Annotated in this window: 13 protein-coding genes; 1 reads left to right on the top strand and 12 read right to left on the bottom strand. The window is 71.2% G+C overall.

Annotation, left to right across the window (positions count from 1 at the left end; translation table 11 throughout):
• The 12 genes from secA to JNK12_18500 form a co-directional block, all read right to left on the bottom strand.
• Positions 1-2,415: preprotein translocase subunit SecA (gene secA, locus JNK12_18555; GenBank protein MBL8777946.1), on the bottom strand; the 2,415-nt coding region annotated here is incomplete at its 3' end.
• Between the two features lie 67 nt (positions 2,416-2,482).
• On the bottom strand, positions 2,483-3,205 hold the full coding sequence (locus JNK12_18550; GenBank protein MBL8777945.1) for a response regulator transcription factor: 723 nt from the start codon (positions 3,203-3,205) through the stop codon (positions 2,483-2,485).
• 23 nt (positions 3,206-3,228) lie between these two features.
• Positions 3,229-4,269 (bottom strand): ribosome-associated translation inhibitor RaiA, encoded by a 1,041-nt coding sequence (raiA, locus tag JNK12_18545; GenBank protein ID MBL8777944.1) that lies wholly within the window; start codon positions 4,267-4,269, stop codon positions 3,229-3,231.
• A 328-nt stretch (positions 4,270-4,597) separates the two neighbouring features.
• The gene (locus JNK12_18540) at positions 4,598-6,052 is read right to left on the bottom strand and encodes an adenosylhomocysteinase (protein ID MBL8777943.1); all 1,455 of its coding nucleotides are present in this window, start codon (positions 6,050-6,052) and stop codon (positions 4,598-4,600) included.
• 187 nt (positions 6,053-6,239) lie between these two features.
• Positions 6,240-7,283: a bifunctional phosphoglucose/phosphomannose isomerase gene (locus JNK12_18535; GenBank protein ID MBL8777942.1), complete on the bottom strand. Its 1,044-nt coding sequence runs from the start codon at positions 7,281-7,283 to the stop codon at positions 6,240-6,242.
• Positions 7,283-7,528 (bottom strand): Trm112 family protein, encoded by a 246-nt coding sequence (locus JNK12_18530; protein MBL8777941.1) that lies wholly within the window; start codon positions 7,526-7,528, stop codon positions 7,283-7,285. Before JNK12_18530 ends, JNK12_18535 begins: the two co-directional genes overlap by 1 nt.
• A complete protein-coding gene (locus tag JNK12_18525; protein ID MBL8777940.1) occupies positions 7,528-8,907 on the bottom strand; it encodes a phosphomannomutase/phosphoglucomutase in 1,380 nt (459 codons plus the stop codon). Before JNK12_18525 ends, JNK12_18530 begins: the two co-directional genes overlap by 1 nt.
• A 34-nt stretch (positions 8,908-8,941) precedes the next feature.
• Positions 8,942-10,141 (bottom strand): glycosyltransferase, encoded by a 1,200-nt coding sequence (locus tag JNK12_18520; protein ID MBL8777939.1) that lies wholly within the window; start codon positions 10,139-10,141, stop codon positions 8,942-8,944.
• Positions 10,138-12,831 (bottom strand): hypothetical protein, encoded by a 2,694-nt coding sequence (locus tag JNK12_18515; GenBank protein ID MBL8777938.1) that lies wholly within the window; start codon positions 12,829-12,831, stop codon positions 10,138-10,140. The genes JNK12_18520 and JNK12_18515 overlap by 4 nt, the downstream gene beginning before the upstream one ends.
• Before the next feature lie 40 nt (positions 12,832-12,871).
• Positions 12,872-13,015, bottom strand: a complete 144-nt coding sequence (locus tag JNK12_18510; protein MBL8777937.1) for a hypothetical protein — start codon at positions 13,013-13,015, stop codon at positions 12,872-12,874.
• Between the two features lie 156 nt (positions 13,016-13,171).
• Positions 13,172-13,894, bottom strand: a complete 723-nt coding sequence (locus JNK12_18505) for a CPBP family intramembrane metalloprotease (GenBank protein ID MBL8777936.1) — start codon at positions 13,892-13,894, stop codon at positions 13,172-13,174.
• 61 nt (positions 13,895-13,955) lie between these two features.
• Positions 13,956-14,189 carry a DUF3499 family protein gene (locus JNK12_18500; GenBank protein MBL8777935.1) on the bottom strand — a complete coding sequence of 78 codons (234 nt, stop codon included), beginning with the start codon at positions 14,187-14,189 and terminating at the stop codon, positions 13,956-13,958.
• 161 nt (positions 14,190-14,350) lie between these two features.
• Here JNK12_18500 and JNK12_18495 point away from each other — a divergent pair.
• A partial coding sequence (locus JNK12_18495) for an ATP-dependent metallopeptidase FtsH/Yme1/Tma family protein (GenBank protein ID MBL8777934.1) occupies positions 14,351-14,975 on the top strand: 625 nt, incomplete at its 3' end.

The raw sequence follows: 14,975 nt of genomic DNA, 5'->3' as shown, positions 1-14,975 counted from the left end.
CCCCATCATCTGGCCGAACATCTCGAAGCCCTCGCGCTGCCACTCGACCAGCGGGTCCTTCTGGCCCATGGCCCGCAGGTTGATGCCGCCCTGGAGGTAGTCCATCTCGTAGAGGTGCTCGCGCCAGCGCTGGTCGATGATGCGCAGCATCACCTGGCGCTCGATGTTGCGCATGGTCTCGGCGCCGAGCTCCTCCTCGCGGGCCTCGTAGTAGGCGGTGGCCTCGGCCATGAGCACCTCGTACAGCTCGTCGGTCCCGACGCACTGGCCGAGGGTCTCGACGGTGAGGGTGCTGGGCCAGAAGCTGCCGATCTCGTTGCGCAGCCCCTCGAGGTCCCACTCCTCGGTGTAGTCGGACACGCAGTAGGTGCTGATGGTGCCGTCGACGGCCTCGGCGAGGTACTCGACGGCCTCGGCGCGCAGGTCGGCGCCGTCGAGGATCTGGTCGCGGCGCGCGTAGATCACCTTGCGCTGCTCGTTCATGACCTCGTCGTACTGGAGCACGTTCTTGCGGATCTCGGCGTTGCGCTGCTCGACGGTGTTCTGGGCCCGTTCGATGGCCTTGGTGACCATCTTCGCCTCGATGGGGACGTCGTCGGGGAGGGCCTTGCCCATCACCCAGTTCATGGCGCCGGTGGCGAACAGGCGCATGAGCTCGTCCTCGAGGGACAGGTAGAAGCGGCTCTCGCCGGGGTCGCCCTGACGACCGGCCCGGCCGCGCAGCTGGTTGTCGATGCGGCGACTCTCGTGGCGCTCGGTGCCGAGCACGTAGAGGCCACCGAGCTCGCGGACCTTCACGCCCTCGGAGCGGGTCTCGGGCTCGTAGCGGGCGGCGAGCTCGACGAGGCGGGCGCGACCCTCGTCGGACTCGGGGTCGAGCCCCTCGGCGCGCACGTCACGCAGGGCGAGGCCCTCGGGGTTGCCGCCGAGCAGGATGTCGACCCCGCGACCGGCCATGTTGGTGGCCACCGTCACCGCACCGAGGCGCCCGGCCTGGGTGACGATCTCGGCCTCCCGAGTGTGCTGCTTCGCGTTGAGGACCTCGTGGCGGATGCCCCGCTTGTCGAGCAGGCGGGAGAGCTTCTCGGACTTCTCCACCGAGACCGTGCCCACCAGGACGGGTTGGCCGGTCTCGACCCGCTCCTCGATGTCGTCGACGCAGGCCCCGAACTTGGCGTCCTCGGTCTTGTAGATGAGGTCGGCCTGGTCCATCCGGACCATCGGCTTGTTGGTGGGGATCGGCGCGACCTGGAGGTTGTAGGTACCCGCTAGCTCCGCCGCCTCGGTGCTGGCCGTGCCGGTCATGCCGGCGAGCTTGTCGTAGAGGCGGAAGTAGTTCTGGAGGGTGACCGTGGCGAGGGTCTGGTTCTCCTCTTTGATCTTCACCCCCTCCTTGGCCTCGACCGCCTGGTGCAGGCCCTCGGACCAGCGCCGGCCCTCGAGGATGCGGCCGGTGAACTCGTCGACGATCTTCACCTCGCCGTGCTGGATGATGTAGTCCTTGTCGCGCTTGAACAGCTCCTTGGCCCGCAGCGCCGCCTGGAGCTGGTGCACGAGGTTGGCGGACACGGCGTCGTACATGTTGTCGATCTCGAGGGCGGCCTCCACCTTGGTGATGCCCTCGTCGGTGGGGGCGACGGTGCGCTTCTCCTCGTCCACGTCGTAGTCCTCGTCACGCTTGAGGTCACGCACGACCGAGGCGAAGCGGTAGTAGAGCTGGGCGGCATCGGCCACGCGTCCGCTGATGATGAGCGGCGTGCGGGCCTCGTCGATGAGGATCGAGTCGACCTCGTCGACGATGGCGAAGTTGTGGCCCCGCTGCACCTGTGCCTCACGGGACATGGCCATGTTGTCGCGGAGGTAGTCGAAGCCGAACTCGTTGTTGGTGCCGTAGGTGATGTCCGCGGCGTACTGCTCGCGTTTGTAGGCGGCGTCGTGGTTGCCGGGCAGGATCATGCCCATCGACAGGCCCATCCAGCCGTGGAGCTGGCCCATCCACTCGGCGTCGCGCTTGGCCAGGTAGTCGTTCACGGTGATCACGTGCACCCCGAGCCCGGAGATCGCATTGAGGTACACGGGGAGGGTGGACACGAGGGTCTTGCCCTCACCCGTCTTCATCTCGGCGACCCAGCCGAAGTGCAGGGCGGCGCCGCCCATCATCTGGACGTCGTAGTGGCGCTGGCCGATCGTGCGCCGACCGGCCTCCCGCACGGCGGCGAACGCCTCGATGAGCAGGTCGTCGAGGCTCTCGCCGTTGGCGTGGCGCTCCTGGAACTCGGGCGTCTTGGCCTTCAGGGCGTCGTCGGAGAGCGCCTCCATCTCGGGCTCGAACCGGTTGATCTCCGGCACGAGGCCCGCGAGAGCGCGCAGCTTCTTGCCTTCGCCGGCGCGGAGGATGCGATCGAGGACAGCCATGCCCAGAGCCTACCGGTGGCCTGCCGCGGTCCCCGGCCGCCCGCGGGGCCGGGGGGACCGGTCTCGGTCAGGTCCCGTCGGCGGGGTCGCCCCCGGCCGGCCCGCCGGCGCTCGAGGCGCCCGCCTCCGTCGTGGCCTGCGACCGCGAGAAGGCGTGCAGCTTGCCGAGCACGTTGCGCAGGTGGTTGCGCACCGTGTGCTCGGAGATGGAGAGATCGTCGGCGATGGCGGCGGGTGACTCGCCGGCCGCCACCCGCTCGAGCACGACGCGCTCACGCGCCGCGAGGGCGGGCGCCGGCGCCCCGCCGGGGGGAGCCGGGAGCGCCCCCAGGGCGTCGAACTCCTCGAGCAACTGGAGGGCGAGCTCCGGGGTCGGCAGCGTCTGGCCCTCCACCACGGAGCGCACGGCGGCCGCGGCGTGCTCGATGGCCGTCTCCTTGAGCAGGTAGGTCGTGGCCCCGGCGCGGATGGCGTCGAAGAGCTCGTCGCCGTCGGCGTTGACGGCGAGCATGATGATCTTCGCCGAGGGGTGGAACAGCGCGATCTGGCGGGTGGCGCCGATGCCGTCGATTCCCGGCATGGCGACGTCCATCAGCACCACGTCGGGGGCGAAGTCCTCGGCCATGGCCACCGCCTCGGCGCCGTTCTCGGCCTCGGCGACGACCTCGACGCCCACCTCCTCCTCGAGCACCATCATGAGCCCGCGCCGGAAGAGCGCGTGGTCGTCGCAGATGAGCACACGGACCGGCTCGGGGTTCGGCCCGAGCGGATCCGTCGTCTCGTCGTCCATCGTGTGGCCCGAGGCTCCGGCGATCAGTCGGCCTGGTCGATCAGGCCGACGTCGCCGTCCTCGCGCCGGTACACGACGGCGGCACGCCCCGTGCGGTCGTTGGTGAAGACGTAGAAGTCGTGACCGAGCAGGTCCATCTGGAGCAGGGCCTCGTCGGCGTCCATGGTCGACATCGCGAACTGCTTGGTCTTGACGATGCGGGGCGCGGAGGCGGCCGCGTCGTCAGGGAGACTGGTGACGATCTGGTCGTCGCCGGGGCTGGCGGCGCGCCGGCCGAGCTTGGTCTTCAGCTTGTGGAGCTGGTGCTCCAGCTTCTCGACCGCGCGATCGACCGCGGCGAACCCGTCGGGGGCCGACACCTTGCAGCGCACGTGGTGGCCGTGCCCTTCGAGGGTGACCTCGCAGATCTCCTTGTCGACGATGCGCGGGTTGCGCTCCTCCGAGAAGTGCACCTCCGCCCGCTCCATGCCGTCCACGTAGCGACTGAGCCGACCGATCTTCTCGATCGTGGCCTGACGCAGGGCGTCCGAGACCTCCGTGTGGCGGCCACTGACCTTGATGTCCACGCATCCCTCCTGGAAAACGGCGTCGGCGGCCGATGGTAGGCCACCGGCGTGAGCGGGCGTACGGGCGGCGGTGACCGCCCACACCTCGACCGTACCGGCCCGGCGCAGCGCTGCCGCGACCGCGGTGAGGGTGGCGCCGGTGGTGGCCACGTCGTCCACCACCAGGACGCGGCGTGACGGTCGACCCACCGCCCGCAGCACCACCTCGTGGTGGCGCTCGGCGCGTGATCGACCGGTCTGTGCGGGGCCCGGCGCCCGCCGGAGCAGCCGGCGACAGGGTCGCCCCAGGTGGCGGGCCACCGCCCGAGCAAGGAGCTCGGCCTGGTCGAACCCCCGCTCGCGGCGGCGCTCCGGCGTGGTCGGGGCCCACGTGACCACGTCGATGGCCCCAACGTCGATCGACCCGCCGTCGATCGTCGAGGCCATGGCCCACGCCAGCCACCCGACCGCGCTCCTGGCGTTGCGGTACTTGGTGCGGGCGACCAGCTCCCGCCCCACCCCCTCGTAGCTCAGGACCGACCACCAACCGTCGATCCCTGCCGGCGGTACGGCCGAGGGCGGGGGTCGCAACTGCCCGAGGCAGGCGTCACAGGGCGCTGGTCCCATGGCCCCACAACACGGACAGCGCGACGGCAGGAACACGACCCGGAGGCTAGGGAGGGGGTGCGACACCTTCGTCGCACCTGGCCGCGACGCTCCGGGCCCGCGATCCCGGAGGGGTGCCGGCGAAGCAGCCACGAGCCGATCGACCCGCAAAACGGCGGACGCCCGCCTCCCCACGGGGAGGCGGGCGCCGCACCGGAGCCCCAACGGGCCCGGGAGCCGCTCAGTAGCGGTAGTGCTCGGGCTTGTACGGGCCCTCGACCGGGATGCCGAGGTACGACGCCTGCTCGGGGCGCAGTTCGGTGAGCCGGGCGCCGAGGGCGTCGAGGTGCAGCCGGGCGACCTTCTCGTCGAGGTGCTTGGGCAGGGTGTAGACCTTGCGCTCGTAGAAGTCCGTGTGGCCGTACAGCTCCATCTGGGCGATGACCTGGTTGGTGAAGCTGTTGGACATCACGAAGCTCGGGTGGCCGGTGGCGCAACCGAGGTTGAGCAGACGGCCCTCGGCCAGGATGATGACCGAGTGGCCGTCGGCGAAGCGCCACTCGTCCACCTGGGGCTTGATGTTGATGCGCTCGACGCCGTCGACCTTGGCCAGGCCGGCCATGTCGATCTCGTTGTCGAAGTGGCCGATGTTGCCCACGATCGCGTTGTGCTTCATGCGGGCCATGTCCGCGGCGGTGATGATGTTGAAGTTGCCGGTGCAGGTGATGAAGATGTCGGCGGTCTCGACGACGTCCTCGAGGGTGGCCACCTGGTAGCCCTCCATGGCCGCCTGGAGCGCACAGATCGGGTCGATCTCGGTGACGACGACGCGTGCGCCCTGGCCCTTGAGGGACTGGGCACAGCCCTTGCCGACGTCGCCGTAGCCGAGGACCACGGCCACCTTGCCGCCGATCATGACGTCGGTGGCGCGGTTGATGCCGTCGATGAGCGAGTGACGGCAGCCGTACAGGTTGTCGAACTTCGACTTCGTCACCGAGTCGTTCACGTTGATGGCGGGGAACAGCAGGTTGCCGCCCTCGGCCATCTGGTAGAGGCGGTGGACGCCGGTGGTGGTCTCCTCGGTCACGCCCTTGATGCCGGCGCCGATGCCGGTCCAGAGCTGCGGTGCCTCAGCGAGGGTGCGCTGGAGCAGCGCCAGCACGTAGCCGTACTCCTCGGAGTCCTCGGCCGTGGCGGCCGGGACGGCGCCGGCGGCCTCGAACTCGGTGCCCTTGTGCACGAGCAGGGTGGCGTCGCCACCGTCGTCGAGGATCATGTTCGGGCCACCGTCGGGCCAGCGCAGCGCCTGCTCGGTGCACCACCAGTACTCCTCGAGCGTCTCGCCCTTCCAGGCGAAGACCGGGACGCCCTTCGGGTTCTCGGCGGTGCCGTCGGGGCCGACCGCGATGGCGGCGGCGGCGTGGTCCTGGGTGGAGAAGATGTTGCAGGACGCCCAGCGGACCTGCGCACCGAGGGCCACGAGGGTCTCGATGAGCACGGCGGTCTGGATGGTCATGTGCAGCGAGCCGGTGATGCGGGCGCCGGCCAGGGGCTGGGCCGCGCCGTACTCCTCCCGCAGGCTCATGAGGCCGGGCATCTCGTGCTCGGCGAGCTGGATCTCCTTGCGGCCGAAGTCGGCCAGGCTGAGATCGGCGACCTTGAAGCCGAGGTCGCCGGTGTTGTCGGTGTCGGGCATGGGTGTCTCCTGGATTCGTCAGACCCCGCGCAGAAGCAGGGGTGAAGGGATGTGCCGAACCAGGCTGGGGTCCACTGACTCCACTCGAATCAGCCCGTAGCGTTCGCGAGTGTAGAGAACCGGGGCGCCCGGGGCCACCCTTTCCGCTCCACCGGGCCATGCGGGGCCGGTGGGGGTCCGTACGGACTCAGTCCTTCAGCGCGGCCTTGATCTCGTCGAGCACCGGCACGGGGCCGGGGTCGACGCCCTCCTGGAAGGCGAGGTGGAGGCTCACGAAGTCCCCGAAGGAGATGAGGTCGAGCAGCTGGGCCAGCGCACCGTCGCCCTCGGCCCGGACCTCGTGCACGCCGCCCATGACCTCCTCGGTCCAGCGGGTGACGAGCTCGAAACGCTTCATCACCTGGGGGTGCTCGTGCTCGTGGCGAAGCTGCACGAGGCTGAAGACCTGACGGGTCATGTCGCCGTGCTGGCCCCACCCGGCGATCTCGTTGTGGCAGAGCTCGGGCACGGTGTTGGCGAAGGCCGGGGCCTTGGCGTTCTCGTTCACCTGGGTCTTCCAGCGCGACGCGGCGACGTGGCCGATGCCGCTCCCGCCGTAGACCAGGGGGATGGTCCGGCCGATCCGACGTGCCAGCATCTCGGCCTCGTTGCCCGGCACCAGCAGCGCGTCGCGGCGGCGCTTGAGCTGGTCGACGGCCCGGTGGATCCACTCGGTGGCACCGGGGAACAGGCCGAGGCGTTCGAGCACGACGAGGGACGGGGCGGCCATGGCCCCGAGGCCGGCACGGGGGGCGGGGATGCCCTCGGCGACGGGGACCACCGGGGCGTGCCACGACGCGGCGAGGCGGCCGATCTCACCGCCGCGGGTGACGGCGACGACGGGGGCACCGGCCAGCGCGGCGGTGGTCACCGCGTCCACCGTCTCCTCGGTGTCACCCGAGAACGACATGGCGAACACCAGGGTGTTCTCGTTGGCGTACGAGGGCGGCTCGTAGCCCTTGACCACCACGACGGGCACCGGGAGGAAGGGCCCGGCCGCCACCGTGAGGAGATCGCCCGAGACGCCGCTGCCGCCCATGCCCAGCACGAGCACGTTCTCGATCTGGTCCCGGGGCGGGAGACCGGAGAGGTCGACCGCGGCAGCCGCCTCGACCGCCACCTCGATCTGCTCGGCGAGGCCGGCGGTGGCCTCGAGCATCGACCAGGTGTCGAGGGGCGACGCGGACTCCATCAGGCGTCCTCGTCGACGAAGGTCGGGGCGATGCCCTCGGCGGCGGCCTTGGCCAGCAGCCGGTCGTGCTCGGCGTCGTCCACGGTCTCGGCCTCGTCGATCAACATGATCGGGATGTCGTCGCGGACGGCGTACCGGCGCTTGAGCCGGGGGTTGTAGAGGGTGGCCTCGTCCTCGAAGTAGAGCAGAGGACCCTTGTCCTCGGGGCAGGCAAGGATGTCGAGCAATTGCGGGTCGAGGGCCATCAGGTGTCCGTTCCGTCGGGGAGGCTCGAGGCGGCCGCCCCGATCACGTCGTTCACCTCGGCCACATGGCGGGCGCACGCGTCGGCGTCCGGGGCTTCGAGGTTGAGCCGCAGCAGCGGCTCGGTGTTGGAGGGGCGCAGGTTGAACCACCAGTCGCCGAGGTCGACCGTGAGGCCGTCGAGGCGATCCTGGTCAGCGTCGGCGTAGTGCTCGGCGACGCGGTCGATGATGGCCCGGGGGTCCGGCACCTCCTGGTTGAGCTCGCCGGACGCGGCGTAGCGCTCGAACGGCGTTCGGAGCTCGCTCAGCGGCACCCCCGCCTGCGACAGCTGCTCGAGGACCACCAGGGCGGCGATCAGGCCGGAGTCGGCCCGGTAGTTGTCCCGGAAGTAGTAGTGGCCGGAGTGCTCGCCGCCGAACACGGCACCGGTGTCGGCCATGAGCGCCTTGATGAACGAGTGGCCGACCCGGCTGCGCACCGGCGTGCCCCCGCCCTCGCGGATGACCTCGGGCACGGCCTTCGAGCAGATGAGGTTGTGGATCACCGTCGATCCCGGCTGCTTGGCCAGGATCCCACTGGCCACGAGTGCCGTCGTGAGCGATCCCGAGAGGAGCTCGGCCTTCTCGTCGACGAGGAACACGCGGTCGGCGTCGCCGTCGAAGGCGAGGCCGATGTCCGCGCCCGTCTCGAGGACGCGGGCGCGCAGGTCGGCCTGGTTCTCGGGCTGGATGGGATCGGCGGGGTGGTTCGGGAAGGTGCCGTCGAGCTCGCCGTACATGAGGTCGAGCTCGAAGGGCAGCCCCTCGAACACCGCGGGCACGACCAGGCCCCCCATGCCGTTGGCGGTGTCGGCCACGACCTTCAGGGGCTTCAGGGCCTCGCGGTCGACGAACGAGTGCACGTGGGCCGCGAAGTCGGCGAGTACGTCGAGCGACGTTGCGGTACCGGGCCGATCGGCGTCGGGGAGCCCCGCCTCGGCCATGGCCTTGATCTCGAGGAGCCCGGTCTCCTCCCCCACCGGCTTGGCGCCGGCCAGGCACATCTTGATGCCGTTGTAGGCCGCCGGGTTGTGCGAGGCCGTGAACACGGCGGCGGGCGCGTCCTCGCGCCCCGCAGCGAAATACAGCATGTCGGTCGAGCACAAGCCGAGGTCGACGACGTCCACGCCCTGGGAGCGGACGCCGTCGCTGAAGGCGGCGCTGAGCTCCACTCCCGAAGGACGCATGTCACGTCCGACGAGGACTCGTGGGCGCGCCATGTCGGCGGCGGCGAAGCGGGCGAAGGCGGCGCCGATGGCCCGGCACAGCTCGGCATCGAGCTGGTCGGGCACGGTGCCGCGGATGTCGTAGGCCTTGAAGACCGCGTTGATCTGCGCCATGAGCTTGCCCATCGTAGAGGAGCCGGCGCCCGCCTCAGTGGTTCGGCAGCGAGCGGTCGGCGGGGAAGGCCCCGACGCCCTCGTCGTAGCGGCCCTGCTTGGCCCACCGCCGGATGCGGAACAGGTCGCGGACGAGGTGCAGCGCGTCGCGGGCCACCCGCACCGTCGACCGCGAGGAGTTGGCCACCGAGACCGGGACCTCGGTGAGCGAGAGCCGGTAGCGCTCGGCCAAGTGGAAGAGCTCGACGTCGAACGCGAAGCCGTCGACCCGGCTGCGTCCGAACAGCAGTTGGGCCACGTCGCTGCGGAACGCCTTGAGCCCGCACTGGGTGTCCCGGTACTGGCCGAGCAGCACCGCCTGCGTGAGGAGGTTGATGGCCCGACCGCCGAGCTCGCGGAGACGGCCAGCGCGGACGAGCGTGGTGGTGTCCTCGTGGCGCCGGCTCCCCACGACCACGTCCCAGCCGTCCTCGACGGCAGCCAGGAGTCGCAGGAGCTGATCGGGCGAGTACGAGAGGTCGGCGTCGGTGAACGCGACCGTGCGGCCGTGGCTGTCGAGCACGCCGCGCCGCACGGCGGCACCCTTGCCGCGGTTCTCGGGCTGCTCGAGCACCAGGTCCGCCCCGGCCGCACGGGCGGCATCGGCGGTGCCGTCCCCCGACCCGTCGTCGACGATGACGATCTCGAGCCCACCGTCGACCCGCACCGGCTCGAGCGCCTCCCGCAGGGCCGCGACCGCGTCGGCGATGTGGTCGCGCTCGCGGTAGGCCGGGACCACGACCGACAGCCGCACCTGGCCGGGCGGCACCCCCCGGTCGACCCGCTCGTCCTGTTCGGCGCGCACCACCCGGAACAGCAGGCGGCGCTCGCCGGCGAGGCGCACGGCGCCCGCCACGACGAGCGCCGGGACCTTGACCGTGAACAGCAGTGCGAGGGCCGTGGCCGGCCCCACCAGGGCGTCGAGGCCGACGACGACGGCCACGTCCACCGCGCCGGCGACCAGCGCGATGCGGGCGAAGGCGGCCGGGCGATCGACCCATCGCTCGTAGGGGTCGCCCGGGGCCAGGGTGGCGCGGTGCAGGACGAACGAGGCCACGGCGGCGACGATGAGCGCGGCGGCGTCGGCCGGCACGAGCGCCCACCCGAGGGCCTCGTGCAACGCCACGAAGCCGCCCGCGTCGATGGCGGTGGACAGTGCTCCGATGGCGACGAGGCGCCGGAGGCCGCCCCTCACGGCCGGAGGTCGGCGGCCCCTGGGTCGACGACGGGGCCGCCCGGGTCCGGAGAGGGCGCGCTGGGCGACGACGCGGGAACGGCCTCGACGCCGGGGTCACCGGTGTCCGCCGACGTGCGGTCGGCAGTCGAGTGGTCAGCTCCCTCAGGGCCGCTTGTGGCCCCCGGCGCGTCCTCGCTCGCCGATCCCGCGGCGACCCGCCGCGGGCTCATGTCGACGGGGGGCGTCCGGGCCAGCCACACGAGGCCGGCGAGGCCGAGCAGGGTCAGTGCCCAGGCGAGGTAGTCGACGTTCGTGTACCCGTAGTGCAGCTCGACGTGGCGCTCCTTGGGGACCACCACCATCAGGTTCGGCGTGACCCGGTAGGGCCCGTCGGCGCCCGACACCTGCCAGTTGGGGAAGTAGCTCACCTTGACGAGCACCGGCGAGCCGACCTCGTCGACGTCGAACGAGAGGGAGTCGTCCCCGCTCTCGATGTTCGTCACGGTGACCGGGTCGACCGGGACGCGCTCGGGGGTCTCCCCCACCTCGACCCGCGGCCAGTCCTCGGGACCGCTGGCGGCGAGGGGCACGTCCCACTGCGAAGGGTCCTGGTACCACTCGACCGACGGCGGCAACCAGGAGTGGATGGCGTCGCTCACGCCCTCGAGCACGGCCGGCTCATTCGTGAGCGGGCTCACCAGCTCGCTGTCGGCGATCTCGTAGACGTGCCACGGGCCCGACGTCGCCACCGGGGTGAGGTCCTCGTGCGCGTCGGCGGCCTCGACCGCCTGCGGCGAGAAGGCGAGGTAGTACCGCACGCCGAGCAACTGCAGGTGCTCGATGCCGGCGTCGATGTCGAAGTTCCGGTAGGGCAGGTCCCGTTGGGCCCGGGAGGGGGCCGTGGAGAGCTCGGACTGGTTGAGGAAGTGGTACGGCGTGGTGGAGGAGGCTTCGAAGTAGAGGCCCTCCATGGAGCCGATGCAGCCGTCGGTCCAGTGCGGCAGCAGCATCAACGCCATCGGCGTGCCGTACCGGTCGAGCTCTTTCTCGTACTCCCACATGGCCCGGCCGCAGCCCTGTTCCTCACCCACCTGCGCCATGGTCTGCATCAGCGCGTGGTACTCGGTGTAGCCGCCCCCGGTGGCGTTCGCCTCCTTGCGCTCGTAGCCCGAGTAGTTCCAGCGCGCCCAGCCGTCGACGAAGCTGCGTTCGGAGGTGTGGAGCCCCAGCCAGCGGTACACGCCGTCGGCACCCGTGGATCCGAAGGGCAGCGCGTGGAGGGGCAGGGCAACGAGGACGAGGACGAACACGAGGCCCACCAGCGGGGTGAACAGCCGCACCGTGCGCTCCGGCGAGAGGCCGGACGGCGCCGGGCGTGGGGTCTCGGTGCCCGATCCGCCGCCGGGCGCGGGGGACGGGGCCGGGTCGGGCACCTCGTCGCCATCGCCGGCATCGATCGCCCCGTCGCGGCCGACGGCCGGGCCAGAGGCCGCCGACGCGACCGCGGGCGGCGGCGCCGTCGCGCGGCCGACGATGCGTCCGACGGTCTTGCCCGCCTCCGCGATGGCGTAGCCGCCCAGCAGGTACAGGCACAGGAAGTAGAACGGCAGCAGGCGGGCGTTCCAGAGTCGGCCCTGGGGCGCCACGACGAAGCCGACGGCGAACGCGCCGACCATCAGCACCAGCCAGATGCCTGTGCGGCTTCGGCGGACCACCGCGAAGACCGCGCCCACGATCGGGAACACCCAGAGCCAGCGGTTGTCCGCGGGCACCAGGTTGATCCAGTAGTCGGTGAGCTTCTCCCAGCCCATGTCGTTCAGGTAGGCGCGACGCAGGTAGAAGGGCACCACCCAGAAGCTGGCCACCAGCGCGCCGATGGGCGCCATGGTGGCCACCCACGTGAGCGGCCCACGGCCCGGTCGCAGGAGCAGCCACACCACGGTGCCGACGAGGGCGAAGATGGCGGGGATCAGGTGGCAGAGGACGCAGAGGCCGAGCAGGGCGGCGGCGAGGGCGCGGTGGCGGCCCGTCTCGAGCCCCCGGGCGACGACCCCGAGGTAGACGAGGGCGAACGACAGCGAGATCGAGAAGGCGAACTCGCCGGCGAGCGTGGAGGCGATGTTCCCGCCGTAGATGGTGAAGCCCTGGTCGAACAGGAACGGCAGCGTGGCCACGGCGAGCAGGGGTGGCCCGGGGAAGCGCAGTCCGGACAGCCGGCCGAACGCCCACGCCGCGATGGGCAGGGTCAGGATCCCCGAGACGGTGACGAGCTTGAACGCGATCCCGTAGGGCAGGACGAGGTCCAGCACCAGGATCATGAGGGACGGGATCACCATGTAGAAGTGGTACGCGGGGAAGCCCGCGTACCAGTCCGGCGTCCACCCCGTGAGCCGGCCGTGTACCAACAGGTGGTCGCGCAGGTAGGCGGGGCCCCACACGTGGGCTCCCATGTCGCCGCCCGCCGGCGTGGTGTCGGCGATCAGCAGGCTGGGTTGGAGGTGCGAGAGGGTGAAGCCCACGCACACCGCCACGACCCCGAGGGTGATCCATCCCTCTGCGGGCATCGAGCGCAGGCGAGCCCAACGGGAGCCCCGGGGCCCACCGTCATCGGCCTGCTCCTCGGCCGCACCGGCACGATCGTCGTCCTCGTCGGCCCCGGCGTCGGGCGCGTCGTCTCCGGGCCGTTCGGCGGTGAGGGTGTCGGTCATCGCGCCCGCCATCGTGGCACTCCGCACCGCGGTGGCTGCGTCAGGTGCGGCGTTCGACGTGCAGGTCGGCCAGCACACCCTCGAGATCGACGGGCTGCCCGTGGCGTGTCCACACCCGCTGGTCGCAGTTGGAGCACGACGCCATGGTCGCCTCGATGCCGCCGAGGGTCACGACGATCTCCACGTACGGTGCGTCGCAGCGAGGGCAGCGGGAGGGGGTCACGAGCGGTGTCTCCAGGGGAGCGGGTCCTCCCCCATCGGCGCGCCGCAGGGCGAGTTGAGGGCGCAAATGCACCCCTGTGCCCCTGTGCGGGCGTCCCCCGCCCGATCGGCCGCGGCGTCATCGAGCGACGAGCAGGCTGCCCACGGCCACCGCGTTGAACCCGACGTGGGCGAAGATGGCCGGGCCGAGTCGCCCGGTGCGCAGCGTGAGCAGCGCGAACACCACCCCCACCGCCACGAGGGCGGGGAACTGGAGAGGCTGGAGGTGGACGGCGCCGAACACGAGCGACGAGACGACGACCGCCCAGAACCTGCCCCACTTGCGCTCGGCGCTGCGCAACAGGAGCCCCCGGAAGAACAGCTCCTCGACGATGGGCGCGCCGATGACGACGATCAGCACCAGGAGCACCACGCCGAAGGGATCCTCGGCGCGGTCCGTGAGCGCCCGTGCGTCCGCGGACACGTCCCGTTCCCCGATGATCTGGAAGATCGGGAGATAGACGAGCGGCACCAGGACCAACTGGGTGAGGACCCCGATGACGAGGCCCACCGGGACGTCCCACGGACGCACCCGCAGGCCGAAGTCGGCCACCACGCCGTTGCCCTTGCGACGGGCCGCGACGAGGGGCATGGTCAGGTAGCCCGCCCAGAGCGGGATCTGCATCAAGGCGATGAGCGCGAGGGGCAGCTCGTCGGAGTCGGTGTCGACGTAGCCGGTCGCGGCGAGGATCGCCACGCCGCCGAAGAGCGCGGCGGCGTTGGCGATCAGCAGGCCGAGCCAGGCGTCGCCCAGTCCCCAGCGGACCGGTCGCGCATCGGTCACCACGGGAGCGCTGTCCATCGCCGCAGGAGCGTATCGGCGCCCCTGGCGGACCCGGGGGTCGGAGCGGGCCCGGGTGGCCTCAGGAGGCTCGGGCGGCCCGGAACATCGGCTCGACCACGGCGACCCGGAGGTCGTGGAGCTCCCACCCCTGCGGCGGCGACAGGCGGTCGGCGTGACGGGTGCAGAGGTCGTGGTTCGCGGGATCGACCTCGAACGCGAGGCCGTCGAGCCACACGGCGCGCGCTCGGTAGTCGTAGGAGAGCGTGGCGGTCGCCCGTTCACTGCAACCGGGGCGCGCGCAGAGTCGGTTCATGGACACAAAAGGTACGCGCCGAGCCGCCCGTGGCGGTGGACCCTCCGGCCCCTACCATGATCCTCCATGGACAGCGAGGCTGCGATGCAGGACCCGCGCCCGGGACCCGCGCTCACGGTCCCCACCGGGCACGGCGCGTCGCACGAGGAGGCCCCGGCCGCATGAGTCCCGACAACCTGCCCCCGCCGCCCCCGCCGCCGTCCGCGGGCAAAGGCACCAAGCCGGGCCAAGGGAAGTCCGACTCGGCCTGGCCCCGATGGTCGCTCTGGGTGCTGCTCGGGCTCGTCACCGCCTCGATCGTCGCCTCGAGCCTGCTCTCCTCGGGCGACGACGCCTCGGCCATCAGCTACGACACCTTCATGTCCCGCGTCGAGGCGGGCCAGGTGAAGAGCGTCGAGATCAACAACGACAGCGCCAAGATCACGGGCGAGCGCTCGAACGGCGACAAGTTCACGACCACGGGCCCGCTCCAGGGCGGCATCCCCGAGGCCGACCTCGCCACGATGCGCGAGCAGGGCGTCGAGATCGAGTTCAAGACGCCCCAGTCGGGCATCTTCGGCACCCTCATCCCCCTGCTCCTGCCGGTCGCGCTCCTCATCGGCTTCTTCTGGTGGATGCAGCGCCGGGCCCAGGGTCAGATGAGCGGGATCATGTCGATCGGCCGCTCGAAGGCCAAGACCTACTCCACGGAGCGACCCGGCACCACGTTCGCCGACGTGGCCGGGTACGAGGGAGTCAAGCAGGAGATCACCGAGGTGGTCGACTTCCTGAAGCACCCCGAGCGCT

Source organism: Acidimicrobiales bacterium, from assembly GCA_016794585.1.
Classification (GTDB): Bacteria; Actinomycetota; Acidimicrobiia; order Acidimicrobiales; family DATDAH01; genus JAEUJM01.
This window is presented reverse-complemented; position numbering and strand designations above follow the sequence as displayed.

Coding starts and splice junctions, on each gene's coding strand:
- JNK12_18515 (MBL8777938.1), bottom strand. CDS start 12,831: ATGACCGACACCCTCACCGCCGAACGGCCCGGAGACGACGCGCCCGAC.
- JNK12_18500 (MBL8777935.1), bottom strand. CDS start 14,189: ATGAACCGACTCTGCGCGCGCCCCGGTTGCAGTGAACGGGCGACCGCC.
- JNK12_18535 (MBL8777942.1), bottom strand. CDS start 7,283: ATGGAGTCCGCGTCGCCCCTCGACACCTGGTCGATGCTCGAGGCCACC.
- JNK12_18550 (MBL8777945.1), bottom strand. CDS start 3,205: ATGGACGACGAGACGACGGATCCGCTCGGGCCGAACCCCGAGCCGGTC.
- JNK12_18540 (MBL8777943.1), bottom strand. CDS start 6,052: ATGCCCGACACCGACAACACCGGCGACCTCGGCTTCAAGGTCGCCGAT.
- JNK12_18530 (MBL8777941.1), bottom strand. CDS start 7,528: ATGGCCCTCGACCCGCAATTGCTCGACATCCTTGCCTGCCCCGAGGAC.
- JNK12_18525 (MBL8777940.1), bottom strand. CDS start 8,907: ATGGCGCAGATCAACGCGGTCTTCAAGGCCTACGACATCCGCGGCACC.
- JNK12_18505 (MBL8777936.1), bottom strand. CDS start 13,894: ATGGACAGCGCTCCCGTGGTGACCGATGCGCGACCGGTCCGCTGGGGA.